Genomic DNA, 15,683 nt, shown 5'->3' on the forward strand with positions numbered 1-15,683 from the left:
GCCGATCTGCATGTTTGAGCCCGTCCGTGAGGTGGTCGCGGCGACCGGAGTACTCAAGGGCAGGCAGCGGCGGGCGCTGGATTCGCCGATGCTGGATGAAGCGGTGGCCACGCAGGACACCGTCCATCTCGTGCACGGGCATCCCGAATTCGAAATACGAGGAGTTCCGCCTCGATCGCGACACAGCGCATTCACATCGAAAAGCGACTATCATGATCGTTTCGCAAGGGAACCCGATTCTTGATCAGGATCAAAGAATGTGATGATTGCGATATTCTCCAGCAAGGGACGACTTCGCCGTCTCCGCAAGGTCGGCGGAAATTCCGGCCGCGCACTTTTCCAGGAATTCACCGACGACTTCGCGGGGCCAGCCGGCAGCAGCGGCAGCCGGCCAGAAGCGAAGCATGTCATACGATTCCCGCCGATCGACGAAATCAATGATCCGTCCGATGGCATCGCCATCTGGGACCATCCGCAGCATAGCCATCGCCCGGAAGGCGCCGTCCGTAAGCGCGTCGTTGTCGAGTTCCATACACCAGAATACCGGTGTAACGTCGTCGTCGGATGCCCTGTCCAGCCGCACGATCGCATCACCGAGGGCCAGGTACGCGGATTCCGAATCCAATCCGCGGGAAACCGCCACTCCTTCAGGAAAGGCAGGGCGGGGGCATATTAACAGGCCCCTAGAGACATGATCATATGATATTGGGTCTCCCATGTTCTGCTTTTTTTGACCTCTTTCCGGAGAGCAGAAAGCAGTGCCGGACCCGCTGTGACGTCCTGCAGTTTGCGTAGCATTTTCGCGGCCGCACGCCGACGACTCGACGAAGCGTCCTGAAGTTGCTCCATCGCCGCACGAAGACCGAGCGCCATCACATACCCCCCGGAACACTAATCGAAGCGGCCATATCCGGCACCACACCCGCCTCGTTCGGCACATGACATCCCCGGCGTCACATAGCCGCGGTTCTGGGCGCTGCTGTTGCAGGCCGCGCCTTCGACACAAAGGTTACTCGAGTTGAGATTCCCTCTGTTCGCCTTAGGGACATTCCGATGACCGATCTGCTTATTGGCGGGGTTTGAAGAGACCTGCTCGCAACGCCAGCACTGATATCTGTCTCCTGCTTCTGCTATTTCATCCTGGGTCCACCCCGCCTGCTCCCGGAGCCGATTGATTCTCGCGGCCTCCTCTTGGAGCATTCTCAGCCTGGTTGCACTCGGCACCGGCTTTCGCCAGACGCTGTTTCCAGAGGAGATTCGCGGACATGAATCCCTCACCGAACGGGCGGCCGAGTATGCCTTCACAGATCCTCGCGGCAGCGTGGTGCTGCAGGAGCCAATTGAGGGAGCCACTACCATCCGACTCCTTCATGCTCACCACGACCGCGCCAGTGCGTTAATGCAGGCGAGAGGCTCACGAATCGACTCAGCACGACCCGCGAAATTTCCCTGGCACGGAAGAGGTCACAGGTTCAATCCCTGTATCGTCCGCTCTCGAAGACGGGCGACCTGCGGTCGCGACTTTGGTCGCTCCGCGGGTCTTCTTCGTTTTATACGGGGGACGCCCCCCTGAACCCCCCGCTGTCAGGGGGTTGCGCCCCCTCACGCTTCGCGGTCCCGCGTCGGTTTCGCCCGGGTCGCTGCGCTCCTGGCGAAGGGCTGCGCCCCTCGCGCTCCCTGCACAGGCCTCGCTTCGCTCGGGTTTCTATCAGAGACAAGGGGTAGCCGATCCCACACAAGGTCTTAGGTCCGACGTATCAGAGTCGAAAGACACCGCAAGCCCGTAGCGCTGCAGCCTCGATAACCAATTCAGAAGCCAAGATCTTCGGGCTCTGTGCCACCCCTGACCAGTGTCTGTGAAGGGCACTTGGAGAGTCGGTCATCTACCCCCTTGAGGTCATGCGGACCATGAGCGCCCTTCTCCACATACCGTCAGTTCCAGCAGAATCGACGACATTACCCGCGCCGCCCTCGCCCTCACCCATTTCGAGCGCGATGTGCTCTCGAGCGATTCCGCAACGATCATTGAGGTCATGAGACCGCAACCGGTGATCGAGCACGGAAAGGTGACCCTGCGATGCTGGCGACCGGAGGAGGACGTCGCGGTCCTGTTTCGGCTGATCGAAGAGTCGCTGGAACACCTGCGCCCGTGGATGCCGTGGGTGGCCGGGCACAGCAGGCAGGCCACCGCTGATTTCCTGGCGGGGTGCAGGCCTCGGTGGGAGCGCGGCGAGGCCTACGACTACGCGATCGTTTACCGGGGTGCGGTCGTCGGCAGCTGTGGGATGTCCACCAGCGCCGGCCCCGGCGGCTGGCAGATCGGTTACTGGCTGCACCCGGCCCTAACCGGTCGCGGCCTGGCGACGGCGGCCGTGATCGCCTTGGCCGAGCAGGCGTTCGCGCTGCCGGGGGTGGCGTACGTCGAAATCGTCCATGATGTCGCCAACGCCGCCAGCGGCGCGGTAGCCCGGCGCGCGGGCTTCAGCCAGACGGGGCGCCAAGCCACCCGGTTGCCGCCGGTCCCCGGGAGGAGCGGCGTCGAGCTGGTCTGGCGGCTGTCTCGTCCGCCGCAGCCGTAAGGAGAGTGGTCACATCGGCCGGATGCCCGTCTGATCGCCGTAGGAGGGAGGGCCGAAGCGTTCGCACAGGCGCTCGAGCCCCAGACCGCTGATGAGCAGGCGTTCCTTGGCGCTGCCGACCAAGTCGGCGCTCCAGGTGACAAATCCGCCGTCGCCGAGGTTCAGATCATCTCCCGCCGGGGTGGTGGCGCGGATCTCGAAGCAGGCGTCCCGGTAGTAGCCGCGGCCGTTGATGCGGTCGTCGTCGAAAGCGAACGCGGTGCTGGGATACGCCTCCGTGAGCGGGTCCAGGACGTCCTCAAGCAAGGCTCCGCGGTGCCGTCCGGCGGTCAAATCGGTGACGGACACGCGCACCGCCGTAACCCGGTAACCGAGGGCGCGGACGTCGTCCAGGATGTCGAGGTGGACGCCGATCTGCTCGGCCAGGGCTGTGGTCTCGAAGGCGAACGAGCCCTCGTCGCGGCCGGCGGTGCACAGCCCCAGCAGCATGAAGTGCGCCGCCATACCTGGCCCGGCGAAGGCCTGGGCGCGCACCACCCGGTGAACGGCCGCCAGCTGGACCCGCTGGTGTGAGCGCGGATCGGAGCGCAGGACCTCCCGGCGGCGTACCGCGCATTCCAGAGCCAGCACGTTGGTGGTGTCCGCGACGACCTCGGTCGTGCGGACAGTCGTGACCATTTTGTTCTGGTCTACGGTCGCCACCGCCGAGACGGTGCCCAGCGGGCACAGCGGCGACAGGGCCACGGCAGCGAAGGCGCGCTCAGACAACCGCCCATGTACCAGGGCCTCCAGGCGTGCCAGTTCGCCGGCGTCCAGCGCCGACGGCCGGACAAAACGGTTGCGCTCATAAGTGTGCAGCAGGCGAGCGGGCGTCACCGCGGCGGCGCGGCGGTGATAGACCTCCAACAGCAGCGTCTGCAGATCGGTCGGCGACAATCGCTCGGCAAGCGCCTCGAGCAGCTCGGGAACGGCGCCTTCACGCAGAATCCGGCCAAGCCACCGATCATGCGCCCGCGCCGCCGGCGGACCATCACTGTGTCCCGACGGATCACTCATCAGTTCATCGTGGAGGACTTCCGGGCATCGGCGCACCGAATTTACCAACCGCCTTCCCCCCGTCGATCCGCAACCGCGCGTTTACTTCCCGGTGTCGACGTCCTTGAGCGCCACGCACCCCGATCAGAGTTCGGCGGTCTGCAGCAAGCCAGTCAGGGCCGACCGCGCCGGCGCCTGCACCACTCCGGCGGAGCCGGCCGGTCGGGGTCACCAGGCGTTGAGCCAGTATCGGAAGTATTCGGTCGTCGACTTGACGACGACGGGCTCCCGGTAGGCCTCGGGCCAGATCTGCAGAAGGTAGTGCATCTCCATCTCCTCCTCGTCCATCCCAAGGACGTGGTAGCGCAGGCGATAAGCACCGGGCCCGGCGGTCAAGGGAGGCACCGGGTGGGACCGCGCATCGCCCCATTCCTCCAGCGTGAGCCGACCCGACGGCGAATCGAAGGCGATTTCCACGATGTCCTCATAGCCGTCGAGGTCAGGACCGGGATCGCTGTCGGCTACGGCCACGGTGAACGGCGCGGTTCCGTATTGGAAACCGAAGATCAGCTGGGCTGTGCCCTCTCCCGGAAGAATGATCCCGACATCCGATGACGCCTCGAAGTCGAGAGGGCTTTCACACTTCTCGTCGACCAGGTAGGCCTGGCTGTAGTCGACGCCCAGTTCCACGTTGACGGTGTACACGATTGACATGACCGGCAGCCTAGACAGGCCGACCGACAAGATCGGCGTCCTCGCGCCTGTGCTCGCCCCCACGCATGACCACCAGGATCGCGACCAGGATCGCGAGTTGCACCATCGCCGACCACAGCCGGCCGAGGCCGCCACGAGCGTGGCAAGGATGTGCTGTACTCGCTTCGCTCGCTTGTAAGTCCAGAAGCATGGCGAGTCGATTACTTCGATGGAATCACGACTGTGGCCGAGGATTAGAACTTCACTGATACGGGTTCTTTTTGGGAACTGATTTCCTTCAGACGTCGGTAAGCGGCGAAGGCCGCCGAGGGGTGAGCATGCCACGTCCATTCATGCGTCGTTCCTCGCATATAGAAGCCGCCCTTCCACAGTAGGAACTGCACGGGGATGTACATCCGCGCCCTACCGACGTGGGGCTCCTCGCTCACAGCGACGGGCGGCACCCTGGACCGGCCTCTGGGGCAGTGGGACCACCTCGACCCACTGCCGGCAGAGGGCGGACTGATCAGTCGACGCACGTGGCGTAATGCGTGGATCGGATGACCCACGTGCCGCCGCCCGGGGAGATGTAGGTCGTCAGGTTGTAGTACGTCCCGGTGTCGCAGTCGTGGCCGACCGCGAGGACGGCCGCCCTGGCCCGCTGCTGGGCCAGGGCGAGCCCGGCCTCGTAGGTGTTGCCCGCCCCTACGGCCGTGGCGCTGCGGGGGGTGTCATAGCCGTCGGCGTGGGCGGTCATGGGCGTGGCCGTCAGGCCGGCCGCCGCGATCGCTGAGACGAGGACGAACCGGCGAAGAAAATTGCCTTTTTGCATGCTTCTCCTCCAGGGACGGATCATTCGACCGGCCGAGGATAACTTTCGAAGAGACCGCGGCGAAGACGGCATTGACCGCACCGTCGCCGGAATCCGGCTCATCGTGCTGTTTCTCGCTGGAGGAGCATGTAATTTACAGCCGGACGAAGTCGAAAATAGACGAGGCGGTGACGGATCTATGGGCTCCCGCTCCACAACGAGTTCAATCCCCTGCCGCGGCCGACCTGAAATCGTCGCAGCTAGGGGTGGCCTTTGTCGATCAAGGTCGGCGAGAATCCCCAAAGTGATACGTCTGATCATCGTGGGGGTCGTCTTCTTACCCGCGGCTCCGGTCGATGCCGCCCCCGATCCACTTGCCGCGCTGAAGACCGGGTTTTCGCCGGGCGGGGGGTGGCGTTCGTCGACACCACCTCGATCGTCGGAGCGACCACGGAGAAGTTCGTCGTCCGAAAGGGCCGGCTGCAGTTCCATGACGGGATACGTCTCGCCGCCTCCGACATCAGCGCCGAGTTCTTCGGGCCGGTGCCCGACCCGCATCCGGAGGTGCTGTCGCCCGGCCGCGCCATCATGATCGGGAAGACGTCCTACACCAAGGGGCTCGGTTACGAGGTCCCCGAAGGGAAGACGTGGTTCGTCGAGAAGAACGGCCGGCCCAATGGGAGCGCCACGGTGTTCGCCCAGCCCGTCTATCCCGGTGAAACGGCGACGCTCACCATGCTGCTCCAGCACGCCACGCGGTCGGGGCGCGCGGGCCGTATCTACACCGGGTTGATCAATCTGTCCGAACTGCACGACATCTCACCGTGGTTCCGGCAGGTCGTCGGCGAGCGTCACGTGTTCGAGGCCACGGCGAACCTTCGTTACCGGGCTCACGCTCGACGCCCGGAACCTTCCCAAGCGCCTGGTGACGGACGTCGAAGCCGGGCACCTCATCCCCGACCGCGGCTGGGACCGGGTGGACCTCCACACGGTCACCGCCTACTCCGGCTGGGGCGCGAAGGTCTCCATCAAGAAGCCTCCGGCCGGCACGGTCTCGGACGTCCTGCTCAAAGGATGACACCACCGCGCACGTCACCCGGCCCGCAGCACCGCTACGACGCGCTGGACGCCCGCCGCAGGAACACGAACGATCGGCCCAACGCCGCACGCCCCGGCCCTTCACACAGGGCCGGGGCGTGCGGGTGGTTCGCGGTTTGGATCAGCCCTGGGTCAGGGGGGCCAGCTTCGGGTCGTTCGCGTACGACTCGGCGGCGTTGTCCTTCGTCACGATGACCGGCGGGAGCAGGTACGCGGGCACGACCTTCTGGCCGTTGTCGTACGAGTCCTTGTCGTTGATCGTCGGCTCGGTGCCGGCCTGGAGCGACTTGACCATCCCGATCGTCTCGGCCACCAGCTTGCGGGTGTCCTTGTTGATCGTGGAGTACTGCTCGCCGGCCATGATCGACTTGACCGACTCGACCTCGGAGTCCTGGCCGGTCACCACGGGGATGTCCTTGCCGGCGCCCTTGACCGACGTGATGATGGCGCGCGCCAGCGTGTCGTTCGGCGACAGGACGCCGTCGAGGTGCTTGTCGCCGTTGTACGTCGAGGTCAGCAGCGAGTCCATGCGCGACTGGGCGTTCTCGGCCTTCCAGCCCTGGATGGCCGTCTGCTTGATGTCGGTCTGGCCCGAGCCGACGACGACGTCGCCGCTGTCGATGGCGGGCTTGAGGACGTCCATCGCGCCGTTGAAGAACACGCCCGAGTTGTTGTCGTCGGGCGAGCCTGAGAACAGTTCGACCGTCCAGGGGCCTTCGGGCTTCTTGGCCTTCATGCCGTCCAGGAGCGCCTGGCCCTGGAGCTGGCCGACCTTGAAGTTGTCGAAGGCGATGTAGTAGTCGACGTCGGGGGTGTTGGTGATCAGGCGGTCGTACGCGATGACGACCGCGCCCGCCTCCTTGGCCTGCTTGACCTGGGTGGTCAGCTGCGCGGCGTCGGTGGCGCCGATGACGATGACCTTGGCGCCCTTGGTGACCATGGCCGAGATCTGGGCCTGCTGGTCGGCGACGGTGGTGGAGGCGCCGGCGTACTGGACGTCGGAGGTGAAGCCGGCCTCCTTGAGCCCGTTGGTGAACAGGTCACCGGCGAGCACCCAGTTCTCGGAGGTCTTCGAGGGCAGCGCCACGCCGATGAGGGCGTCGGCGGCGAAGCCCTTCGCCGGGGCGGCGCTGCCGCTGGCGCCGGCGGCGGGGGCGCCTTCCCGCTCGGAGCCGCACGCGCTCAGCGTGAGCAGCGCCACGGCGCCGATCAGCGCGACGCTCCTGGTCAGATATTTCCGCATGGTGAAACGTGCCCTTCTTGGTGGTGATGTCACGAGCGGCGTGGGGAACACGCGCCCGGGGAGGTGGTCAGCCGGCGACCGGGGCCTTGCCGGCGTCGGAGGTAGGTGTGGCGGTGGGCGGGGGTGGATCGTCCCGGCGGAAGGGGCGCATCAGCGACCCGATGATGGAGAAGCGGCCCTGGCTCTTGTTGTAGACGTCGAAGGCGACCGCGAGCAGCAGGACCAGGCCCTTGATGATCTGGACCATGTCGGAGCCGACGCCTTCGAGCTGCAGGCCGTTGTTCAGCAGGGCCATGACCAGGCCGCCGACGATGGAGCCGCTGATGGTGCCGAGGCCGCCCGAGACGGCGGCGCCGCCGATGAAGACGGCCGCGATGGCGTCGAGCTCCCAGCTCAGGCCGTCCTGCGGGCCGGAGGCCGACGACCGCGCCACGAAGATCATCCCGGCCAGCGCGGCCAGGACGGACATGTTCATCATGACGAGGAAGTTGACCCGCTTCAGCTTCACGCCGGACAACTCGGCGGCGCGCGAGTTGCCGCCGACCGCGTAGATGTGGCGGCCGCCGATGGTGTTGCGGGTGTAGTGGGAGTACGCCAGCACGAGCGCGATCAGGATGATGCCGGAGATCGGCAGGCTGGTGCCGACCCGGCCGCCGGCGAAGCGCAGGGTGGCGAACACGATGACGCCGACCATGACCGCCATGCGCAGCACCGAGATCCACATCGGCGCGACGTCGGCGTTCATCTCGCGCCGGGTCTGGCGCGACTTGAGCTCCCGCCAGATGACGCCCGCGCACGCGGCCAGGCCGAGCAGCAGCGTCAGGTTGTTGTAGCCGGTGTCCGGGCCGATCTCGGGGAGGAAGCCGGCGCCGATCGTCCGGAAGCCCTCCGACACCGGGACGGTGTCGGCGTTGCCGATGTACTGGTTGCCGCCGCGGAACAGCAGCATGCCGGCCAGCGTCACGATGAACGCCGGCACGCCGACGTACGCGACCCAGAAGCCCTGCCAGGCGCCGATCAGCGCGCCGACGGCCAGCCCGAGCAGGATGCCGACCGGCCACGGCAGGGAGAACTCCTGCATGGCCTTGGCGACCACGATGCCGGTGAAGGCGGCGACCGAGCCGACCGACAGGTCGATGTGCCCGGCCACGATCACCATCAGCATGCCGATGGCCAGGATGAGGATGTAGGAGTACTGGCTGACGACGGCGATCAGGTTCCCCGAGGTCAGCGTCAGGCCGTCGGTCCAGATCTGGAACAGCAGCACGATGGCCACGAGCGTGAAGATCATGCCGAACTGGCGGGCGTTGGAGGTGGTGCCCCCGAACAGGTTCTTCTGGAGGTCTTTGATTCGGCTCATCGGATCGGCGTCTTCTTGGTAGAGGTCATCTGTTTCATGAGGAGTTCCGGGTCGGCGTCGGCGCGGGAGACCTCGCCGGTGACCGTGCCCTCGAAGACCGTGTAGATGCGGTCGCACAGGCCGATGAGCTCGGGCAGCTCCGAGGAGATGACGATGACGCCCTTGCCCTGGTCGGCGAGCCGCTGGATGATCCCGTAGATCTCGTACTTGGCGCCCACGTCGATGCCCCGGGTGGGCTCGTCGAGGATCAGCAGGTCGGGGTCGGTGAACATCCACTTGGCCAGCACGACCTTCTGCTGGTTGCCGCCCGACAGCTTCGTCACGCCCTCGTCGACGCTGGGGCTCTTGACCCGCAGGCTCTGGCGGTACTCCTCGGCGGCGCGGTACTCGCGCACCGGGTCGACCACGCCGTGGCTGGAGACCTTCGACAACTTCGCCGCGACCATGGACGTCTTGATGTCGTCGAGCAGGTTGAGGCCGATCGCCTTGCGGTCTTCGCTCACGTACGCCAGGCCGTGCCGGATGGCGTCCGAGACCGTCCGGAGCTGGACCTCCTCGCCGTCCTTGAAGATCCGGCCGCTCAGGTAGACGCCGTAGGAGCGGCCGAACAGGCTCATCGCCAGCTCGGTGCGCCCGGCGCCCATGAGGCCGGCGAAGCCGACGATCTCGCCGCGCCGGACGGTGAAGCTCGACCCCTTGCACACCAGCCGGTCGGCCGAGATCGGGTGGCGGACCGTCCAGTCGCGCACCTCGAAGAAGACCTCGCCGATGTCCGGCGTGTGCTCGGGGAAGCGGCTGTGCAGCTCGCGGCCGACCATGCCGCGCACGATGCGGTCCTCGTTGACGCCGTCGGCATGGACGTCCAGGCTCTCGATCGTGCGGCCGTCGCGCAGGATGGTGATGGTGTCGGCGACGGCCTCGATCTCGTTCAGCTTGTGGGAGATGATGATCGAGGTCACGCCCCGCCTGCGGATGCCGCGCAGCAGGTCGAGCAGGTGGCGCGAGTCGGCCTCGTTGAGGGCCGCGGTCGGCTCGTCCAGGATGAGCAGCTTCACGTCCTTGGCGAACGCCTTGGCGATCTCGACGAGCTGCTGCTTGCCGACGCCGATGTCCTTGACGAGGGTGTCGGGGTCCTCGTGCAGGCCGACCTGCTCCATCAGCTCCAGCGCCCGGCGCTGCGCGGCCTTCCAGTCGATGCCGAACCGTCCCCTCGGCTCGTTGCCGAGGAAGATGTTCTCGGTGATCGACATGCCCGGCACCAGCGCGAGCTCCTGGTGGATGATGACGATGCCGGCCTGCTCGCTGGCGCGGATGTCGGAGAACCGCACCTGCTCGCCCTGGTAGACGATGTCACCGGTGTAGGTCCCGTGGGGATGGACGCCGCTGAGCACCTTCATGAGCGTCGACTTGCCGGCGCCGTTCTCCCCGCAGATCGCGTGGATCTCGCCCTGCCGGACCTCGAGGTTCACGTCGGACAGCGCGGTGACACCGGGGAAGGTCTTGGTGATCGACCGCATCTCCAGCAGGACCGGAGCACTCATCATGCCCGAGTCTCCGTGGTCACAACTTGCCTCACTTGTTTCATGACTTAGTTGTTAGAACTATCCGAAGGACCATAAATCCATTGGATTTACTAAGTCAACGCTCTGGTGCAGACTGTGACCCGACAGACGAGCAGGAAGGATCCTGAGTGCGACAGGCAGGTACGAATCTCCCCAAAGTGGGACGATACAACCAGGCTGTGGTGCTGGACCAAATCCAGCTCGCCGATGGCATCAGCCGCGTCGAGATCGCCGAACGCACCGGGCTCACCCCGCAGACCGTCTCCGGCATCGTCCGCCGGCTCATCGACGAGGGCATGGTGCGGGAGGACGGCGCCAGCCGCGTGCTCAACGGCGGCAAGCCGCGCACCACGCTCCGGCTCAACCCCGACGCCCGCGCGGCGGTCGGCGTGCACTTCGATCCCGCCAAGCTGACCTGCACCGTCGTCGACCTGCTCGGCCGGCCGCTGGCCGTCCGCCGCCGTCCCGTGACCGCGGGCACCGACCCCGCCGACGTCGTCGCCGCGATGGCCGCGCTCGTCGACGAGGTGCTCGCCGAGTCGCAGGTCCCTCCTGGACGCGTCCTCGGCGTCGGCCTGGCCGCGCCCGGCCCGCTCGACCAGAACCGCGGCCTCATCGTGGCCCCGCCCCAGCTCGCGAACTGGACCCGGGTCCCCGTGCAGCGCATGCTCGCCGAGGCCACCGGGCTGCCGGTGACGCTCGACAACGACGCCACCGCCGCCGCCGTGGCCGAACGCTGGTCGGGCGCGGGCAAGGGGGTGGCCCACTTCGCCTATCTCTACTTCGGCACCGGCATCGGCGGCGGGCTCATCCTCAACCACCAGGTCTACCGGGGCGGTTCGCTGAACGCCGGGGAGTTCGGCCACTCCACCGTGCTCGCCGACGGCCCCGAGTGCTACTGCGGCAACCACGGCTGCCTCGAACGCCTGGTCAACCCGTCGGCGCTGGTCGCCCAGACGCACGGGAGGCTCGCCACCGGCCGGACCGGTGTGCTCGCCGACCGGTTCCGCCTCGACCCGTCCTCCGTCGACCACGCCGCGATCCTGCGCGCGGCGGCCGACGGCGACCCGCTCGCCGTCGAGGTCATCGACGAGGCCGCCGGGCACGTCGCCTCGGTCGCCGTCAGCGTCGCCAACTTCGTCGACGTCGACCTGATCGTCCTGGGCGGTCACGGCATCGAGCACGTCGAAGACCGGTTCGCGGCGGCGGTCGCCGCCGCGCTGGCGACGCGGCCGCTGTCACGGCACATCCGGGTCGTCGAGGTCGCCGCCTCTCCCCTGGGCGCCGACGCCGCCGTGGTGGGCGCGGCGACGCTGGTCCTGCACACGACGTACTCGCCCCAGTTGTCGGCGTTCCTGTCCCACTGAGCTGGGATTGTTCCCGTTTTGTTATCGTTGATCACGGGGGATCACGGTCGGAGAGCGGGGGCTCGGCATGGGCGCGTCCGGGGGTGCGCACGAGGCGTTCCGCGGGTGGGTGCGGAACCTGCTCGCGCACGTCGGCGGGTCGGGTGAAGCCCGGCGGTCCCGGGAGATCTACCAGACCTCGACCATGAGCGCCCTCCTCGACGGGGTCTACGAGGGGGACGTGACGGTCGGCGAGCTGCTCGAACACGGCGACTTCGGCCTCGGGACCTTCAACCGGCTCGATGGCGAGATGCTGATCCTCGACGGCGTCTGCCACCACCTGCGCGCCGACGGCAGCGCCCACGTCGCGGGCCGCGACGAGAAGACGCCGTTCGCGGTGGTCACCCGCTTCACCCCCGACGTCACCATCCCGGTCACCTCGCCCGCCGGCCACGACGCCGTCACCGCAATCATCGACGAGGCCGCCGGGAGCCCCAACGTCGTCTGCGCCATCAGGGTCACCGGGACGTTCGGCCAGGTCCACACCCGGACCGTGATGGAGCAGTCGCCGCCGTTCCCGCCGCTGACCGAGGCGACCAAGGGGCAGCGGGAGACCAGGTTCACCGGCGTCACGGGCACGCTGGCCGGTTACCGCACCCCCGACTTCGAGCAGGGCATCTCGGTGGCCGGCTACCACCTGCACTTCGTCGACGAGAGCCGCCGGCACGGCGGGCACTCCCTCGGTTTCCAGCTGGATCACGGGACGATCGAGGTCGGAATCCGGTCGGAGATCCATCTCAGCCTCCCCCGCACCCCGCAGTTCCTCGACTCGAACCTGACCGGCGGCGACATCGCCGCCCAGATCCGCCGGACCGAAGGCGGCTGACGCGAGGAGTGACGACCATGGGCCACGACGACGGACCGGCGCGCTCGGCGCAGCGCGCGGTGGAGACTCTGGCGGCGTTCGGCGTGCGCTACGTGTTCGGCGTACCGGGAGCGAAGATCGACGAACTGTACGACGCCCTCGTCGACGGCGGCCCCCAGCTCGTGGTGTGCCGCCACGAGCAGAACGCCGCGCTGATGGCGGCGGCGGTCGGGCGGCTGACCGGGGTGCCGGGCTGCGCCCTGGTCACCTCGGGGCCGGGCACCACCAACCTGGTCACCGGCCTGCTCACCGCCAACACCGAGCAGTTCCCGATGCTGGCCCTGTGCGGCGCGGTCGCCCGGCGCGACCGGCTCAAACGCACCCACCAGACGATGGACGCCGCCGCCGCGCTCAAGCCGGTCACCAAGTGGGTGGGCGAGGTCGACGACCCCGACGACGTCGCCGAGGCCCTCGCGAACGCCCTGCGCGCCGCGACGACCGAGCCGCGCGGCGCGGCCGCGGTGATCCTGCCCATGGACGTCGCCGCCGCGCCGACCGGCGCGCGCATCACCCGGGCGCTGCCGGTGCCCCCGATGGGCCCCGCGCCCAGCGAGCGGATCAGGCGGGCGGCGGAGCTGATCCGCGACGCGGAGCGCCCGGTGATCCTGGCGGGCCTGCGGTCGGCCGACCCCGACGCCTGCGCCGCCCTGCGTGAGCTGATCGCGGGCACCGACCTGCCGGTGGTGGAGACCTTCCAGGCGGCCGGGGTGGTCTCCCGGAAGCTGGAGGACCACTTCATCGGCCGGGTCGGGCTGTTCCGCAACCAGCCGGGAGACGTCCTCATCGCGCACGCCGACCTGCTCGTCACGGTCGGCTTCGACGCGGTCGAGTACGACCCTGGCCTGTGGAACCTCGACCCGTCGCGCCCGATCGTGCACGTCGACTCGGTGAACGCCGACATCGACGACGCCTACCAGCCGGTGATCGAGCTGCGCGGCGACATCGCCGCCACCCTCACCGAGCTGGCCCGGCCGCTGGCCGGGTTGCGGCTGAGCGAGAAGGACAACGCCGCCGTCGCCGAACAGCGCCGCGAACTGGCCCGGATCGACGAACGGGCGCTGGCCGCCCCGGCCACCGACCTCGGCCTGAACCCGGCGGCCGTCATCCTCAAGATCAGGGAACTGGTCGACGACGACGCCACGGTCGTGGCCGACATCGGGTCGAACTACATCTACACCGCCCGGCACTTCCGCAGCTACGAGCCCCGGCACCTGCTGTTCTCCAACGGCCAGCAGACGCTCGGGGTGGCCCTCCCCTGGGCCATGGTCGCCGCCATGCTGCGCCCGGCCACCCAGGTCGTCTCGATCTCCGGCGACGGCGGCTTCCTGTTCACCGCCCAGGAACTCGAGACGGCCACCCGCCTGGGCCTGCGGCTGACCCACGTGATCCTGCGCGACAACACCTACGACATGGTCGCCTTCCAGGAGAAGCTGAAATACGGCCGGACCTCCGGGGTCCGGCTCGGCGACTACGACATCGTCCAGTACGCCGGGGCCTTCGGCGCCCACGGGATCAGGGTCGCCACGATGGAGGAGTTCGAGACCGAACTCCGGCAGGCCCTGAGCCGCGAGACGCTCACCATGCCCGGCGTGACGATCATCGACGTGACCGTCGACTACAGCCACAACACCGACCTGTTCGCCGAGCTGCACGACGGCGTGCTCGCCTGACGGCCGCTCAGGCGTCCGCGACGAACCGGGCGAGCAGGGTCACCAGCGTGGCCAGGTCGTCGTCGGGCCAGTCGCGGGTGCGGGCGGAGAACTCCCGGCCGCGCTCGTCGAGAGTGGCCGCGACGCGGCGGCGGCCCTCCTCGGTCAGCGCGACGATGACGCTGCGGCCGTCGTCGGGCGCGCGGGAGGCGTCGAGCAGCGCCAGGGAGCGCATCCGGCCGATCAGGGTGCTGGTGGAGCTGCGGTCCATGCCGACGGCCTCGGCGACGGCGCTCGGCCTGGCCGGGCCGAAGGCGTAGAGCCAGCGGGCGATGTGGAACGCGGCCGGTTGCAGCCCTTCGTGGAAGTGCGCGGCGCTGCGCTCGCTCAGCGCCCGGCTCGCGCTCAGCAGCGCGTTGATCTGCTCGCCCAGCGCCAGTTCGAGCGCAGCCCGGTCGGAGTTGGTTTGCACATGCAAATCATATCGCCCTAAAGTGATGGGCATATGCAAACCATCGTCATCACCGGCGCCACCGGCGGCCTGGGCCGCCTGGCCGCGCTCACCCTGGCCCGCCGGGGCGCCCACGTCGTGATCACCGCCCGCGATCCCCGCAAGGCCGAGGAACTGCGCGCCGAGGCGGGGGTCGAGGTCGTCCTGGGCGACCTGTCCCGGCTCGCCGACGTGCGCCGGATCGCCCGCGAGATCACCGGCCGCCACGAGCGCGTCGACGTGCTCGTCAACAACGCCGGGCTGCACGCCTTCACCCCGCGCGCCACCGCCGACGGCCTGCCCGAGATGGTCGCGGTCAACTACCTGGCCCCCTGGCTGCTGACCCGCGAACTGCTGCCCGCGCTGCGCCGAGCCCCGGCCGCGCGGGTCGTGAACGTCGCCTCGCAGGCCGCCCGCCACCACGGTGCGCTGCGCCTGCCGGACGACCTGACGGAGATCGTCCCGTTCACCGCACGCGGGTCGTCGGCCCACTACGGGCGGAGCAAGCTGCTCGGCATCATGTTCACCCTCGAACTCGCCCGCCGGCTGGCCGGCACCACCGTCACCGCGAACTGCCTGAATCCCGGCTTCAACACCACCGGCCTCGGCCGCGAACTCCGCTTCGCCGTCCCGCTGGAGAGGCTGCTCACCCGGTGGTCGATCGGCGACCCGGCGCGTGGCGCGGCCCTGATCACCACCCTCGCCGCCGACCCCGCCTTCGCCGGGCGGTCGGGCGGCTACTACTCGGTCCCGGGGGCCCGCGCGATCACGCCACCGGCCCCTGCGGGCGACCCCGAACCGGCGGCCCGGTTGTGGCGGGAGACCGAGCGCGTCGTCGACGGATATTCCGGCCGGGAAGGGGCAGAGACCGGCTCACCGGCCCGCTGACAGG

At 68.2% G+C, this 15,683-nt stretch carries 14 protein-coding genes; 6 read left to right on the forward strand and 8 right to left on the reverse strand.

What is annotated here, in order from left to right; all coding sequences use genetic code 11:
• Window positions 1-250: 250 nt before the first annotated feature.
• The gene (locus tag AW274_RS01125) at window positions 251-643 is read right to left on the reverse strand and encodes a hypothetical protein (protein WP_157519702.1); all 393 of its coding nucleotides are present in this window, start codon (window positions 641-643) and stop codon (window positions 251-253) included.
• A gap of 1,390 nt (window positions 644-2,033) precedes the next feature.
• On the opposite strand from AW274_RS01125, the gene AW274_RS01130 reads away from it, so the two are divergent.
• Window positions 2,034-2,579 (forward strand): GNAT family N-acetyltransferase, encoded by a 546-nt coding sequence (locus AW274_RS01130; RefSeq protein ID WP_157519703.1) that lies wholly within the window; start codon window positions 2,034-2,036, stop codon window positions 2,577-2,579.
• Window positions 2,580-2,588: 9 nt separating this feature from the next.
• Here the strand turns inward: AW274_RS01130 and AW274_RS01135 are convergent, their stop codons facing one another.
• The 3 genes from AW274_RS01135 to AW274_RS01150 all read right to left on the reverse strand — a co-directional run bounded on the left by AW274_RS01135 (window position 2,589) and on the right by AW274_RS01150 (window position 5,139).
• Window positions 2,589-3,635 carry a hypothetical protein gene (locus tag AW274_RS01135; protein WP_198168970.1) on the reverse strand — a complete coding sequence of 349 codons (1,047 nt, stop codon included), beginning with the start codon at window positions 3,633-3,635 and terminating at the stop codon, window positions 2,589-2,591.
• A gap of 207 nt (window positions 3,636-3,842) precedes the next feature.
• Window positions 3,843-4,328: a hypothetical protein gene (locus AW274_RS01140; RefSeq protein WP_062428426.1), complete on the reverse strand. Its 486-nt coding sequence runs from the start codon at window positions 4,326-4,328 to the stop codon at window positions 3,843-3,845.
• 505 nt (window positions 4,329-4,833) lie between these two features.
• On the reverse strand, window positions 4,834-5,139 hold the full coding sequence (locus tag AW274_RS01150) for a hypothetical protein (RefSeq protein WP_062428430.1): 306 nt from the start codon (window positions 5,137-5,139) through the stop codon (window positions 4,834-4,836).
• A gap of 904 nt (window positions 5,140-6,043) precedes the next feature.
• On the opposite strand from AW274_RS01150, the gene AW274_RS39930 reads away from it, so the two are divergent.
• Window positions 6,044-6,196: a hypothetical protein gene (locus tag AW274_RS39930; protein ID WP_157519704.1), complete on the forward strand. Its 153-nt coding sequence runs from the start codon at window positions 6,044-6,046 to the stop codon at window positions 6,194-6,196.
• A gap of 141 nt (window positions 6,197-6,337) precedes the next feature.
• Here the strand turns inward: AW274_RS39930 and AW274_RS01155 are convergent, their stop codons facing one another.
• From AW274_RS01155 to mmsA, 3 genes are all read right to left on the reverse strand, one after another.
• Window positions 6,338-7,459: a substrate-binding domain-containing protein gene (locus AW274_RS01155; protein ID WP_062428432.1), complete on the reverse strand. Its 1,122-nt coding sequence runs from the start codon at window positions 7,457-7,459 to the stop codon at window positions 6,338-6,340.
• 67 nt (window positions 7,460-7,526) lie between these two features.
• Entirely contained in the window at window positions 7,527-8,819 is a 1,293-nt protein-coding gene (mmsB, locus tag AW274_RS01160; protein WP_062428434.1) for a multiple monosaccharide ABC transporter permease, read from the reverse strand.
• A complete protein-coding gene (gene mmsA, locus AW274_RS01165) occupies window positions 8,816-10,363 on the reverse strand; it encodes a multiple monosaccharide ABC transporter ATP-binding protein (protein WP_062428436.1) in 1,548 nt (515 codons plus the stop codon). The genes mmsB and mmsA overlap by 4 nt, the downstream gene beginning before the upstream one ends.
• A gap of 197 nt (window positions 10,364-10,560) precedes the next feature.
• Here mmsA and AW274_RS01170 point away from each other — a divergent pair, with 197 nt between their 5' ends.
• The 3 genes from AW274_RS01170 to alsS all read left to right on the forward strand — a co-directional run bounded on the left by AW274_RS01170 (window position 10,561) and on the right by alsS (window position 14,322).
• Complete coding sequence (locus AW274_RS01170; RefSeq protein ID WP_198168971.1) at window positions 10,561-11,748, forward strand: ROK family transcriptional regulator; 1,188 nt, start codon at window positions 10,561-10,563, stop codon at window positions 11,746-11,748.
• Between the two features lie 67 nt (window positions 11,749-11,815).
• Window positions 11,816-12,613: an acetolactate decarboxylase gene (gene budA / locus AW274_RS01175; protein WP_062428440.1), complete on the forward strand. Its 798-nt coding sequence runs from the start codon at window positions 11,816-11,818 to the stop codon at window positions 12,611-12,613.
• A 17-nt stretch (window positions 12,614-12,630) separates the two neighbouring features.
• Window positions 12,631-14,322 carry an acetolactate synthase AlsS gene (gene alsS, locus AW274_RS01180; protein WP_062428442.1) on the forward strand — a complete coding sequence of 564 codons (1,692 nt, stop codon included), beginning with the start codon at window positions 12,631-12,633 and terminating at the stop codon, window positions 14,320-14,322.
• A gap of 7 nt (window positions 14,323-14,329) precedes the next feature.
• Here alsS and AW274_RS01185 read toward each other — a convergent pair whose 3' ends face one another.
• Window positions 14,330-14,773, reverse strand: a complete 444-nt coding sequence (locus AW274_RS01185; RefSeq protein WP_198168972.1) for a MarR family winged helix-turn-helix transcriptional regulator — start codon at window positions 14,771-14,773, stop codon at window positions 14,330-14,332.
• A 33-nt stretch (window positions 14,774-14,806) separates the two neighbouring features.
• On the opposite strand from AW274_RS01185, the gene AW274_RS01190 reads away from it, so the two are divergent.
• The gene (locus AW274_RS01190; protein WP_062428444.1) at window positions 14,807-15,679 is read left to right on the forward strand and encodes an SDR family NAD(P)-dependent oxidoreductase; all 873 of its coding nucleotides are present in this window, start codon (window positions 14,807-14,809) and stop codon (window positions 15,677-15,679) included.
• The last annotated feature ends 4 nt before the right edge of the window (window positions 15,680-15,683 follow it).

Source organism: Herbidospora daliensis (genome assembly GCF_001570585.1).
Classification (GTDB): Bacteria; Actinomycetota; Actinomycetes; order Streptosporangiales; family Streptosporangiaceae; genus Herbidospora; species Herbidospora daliensis.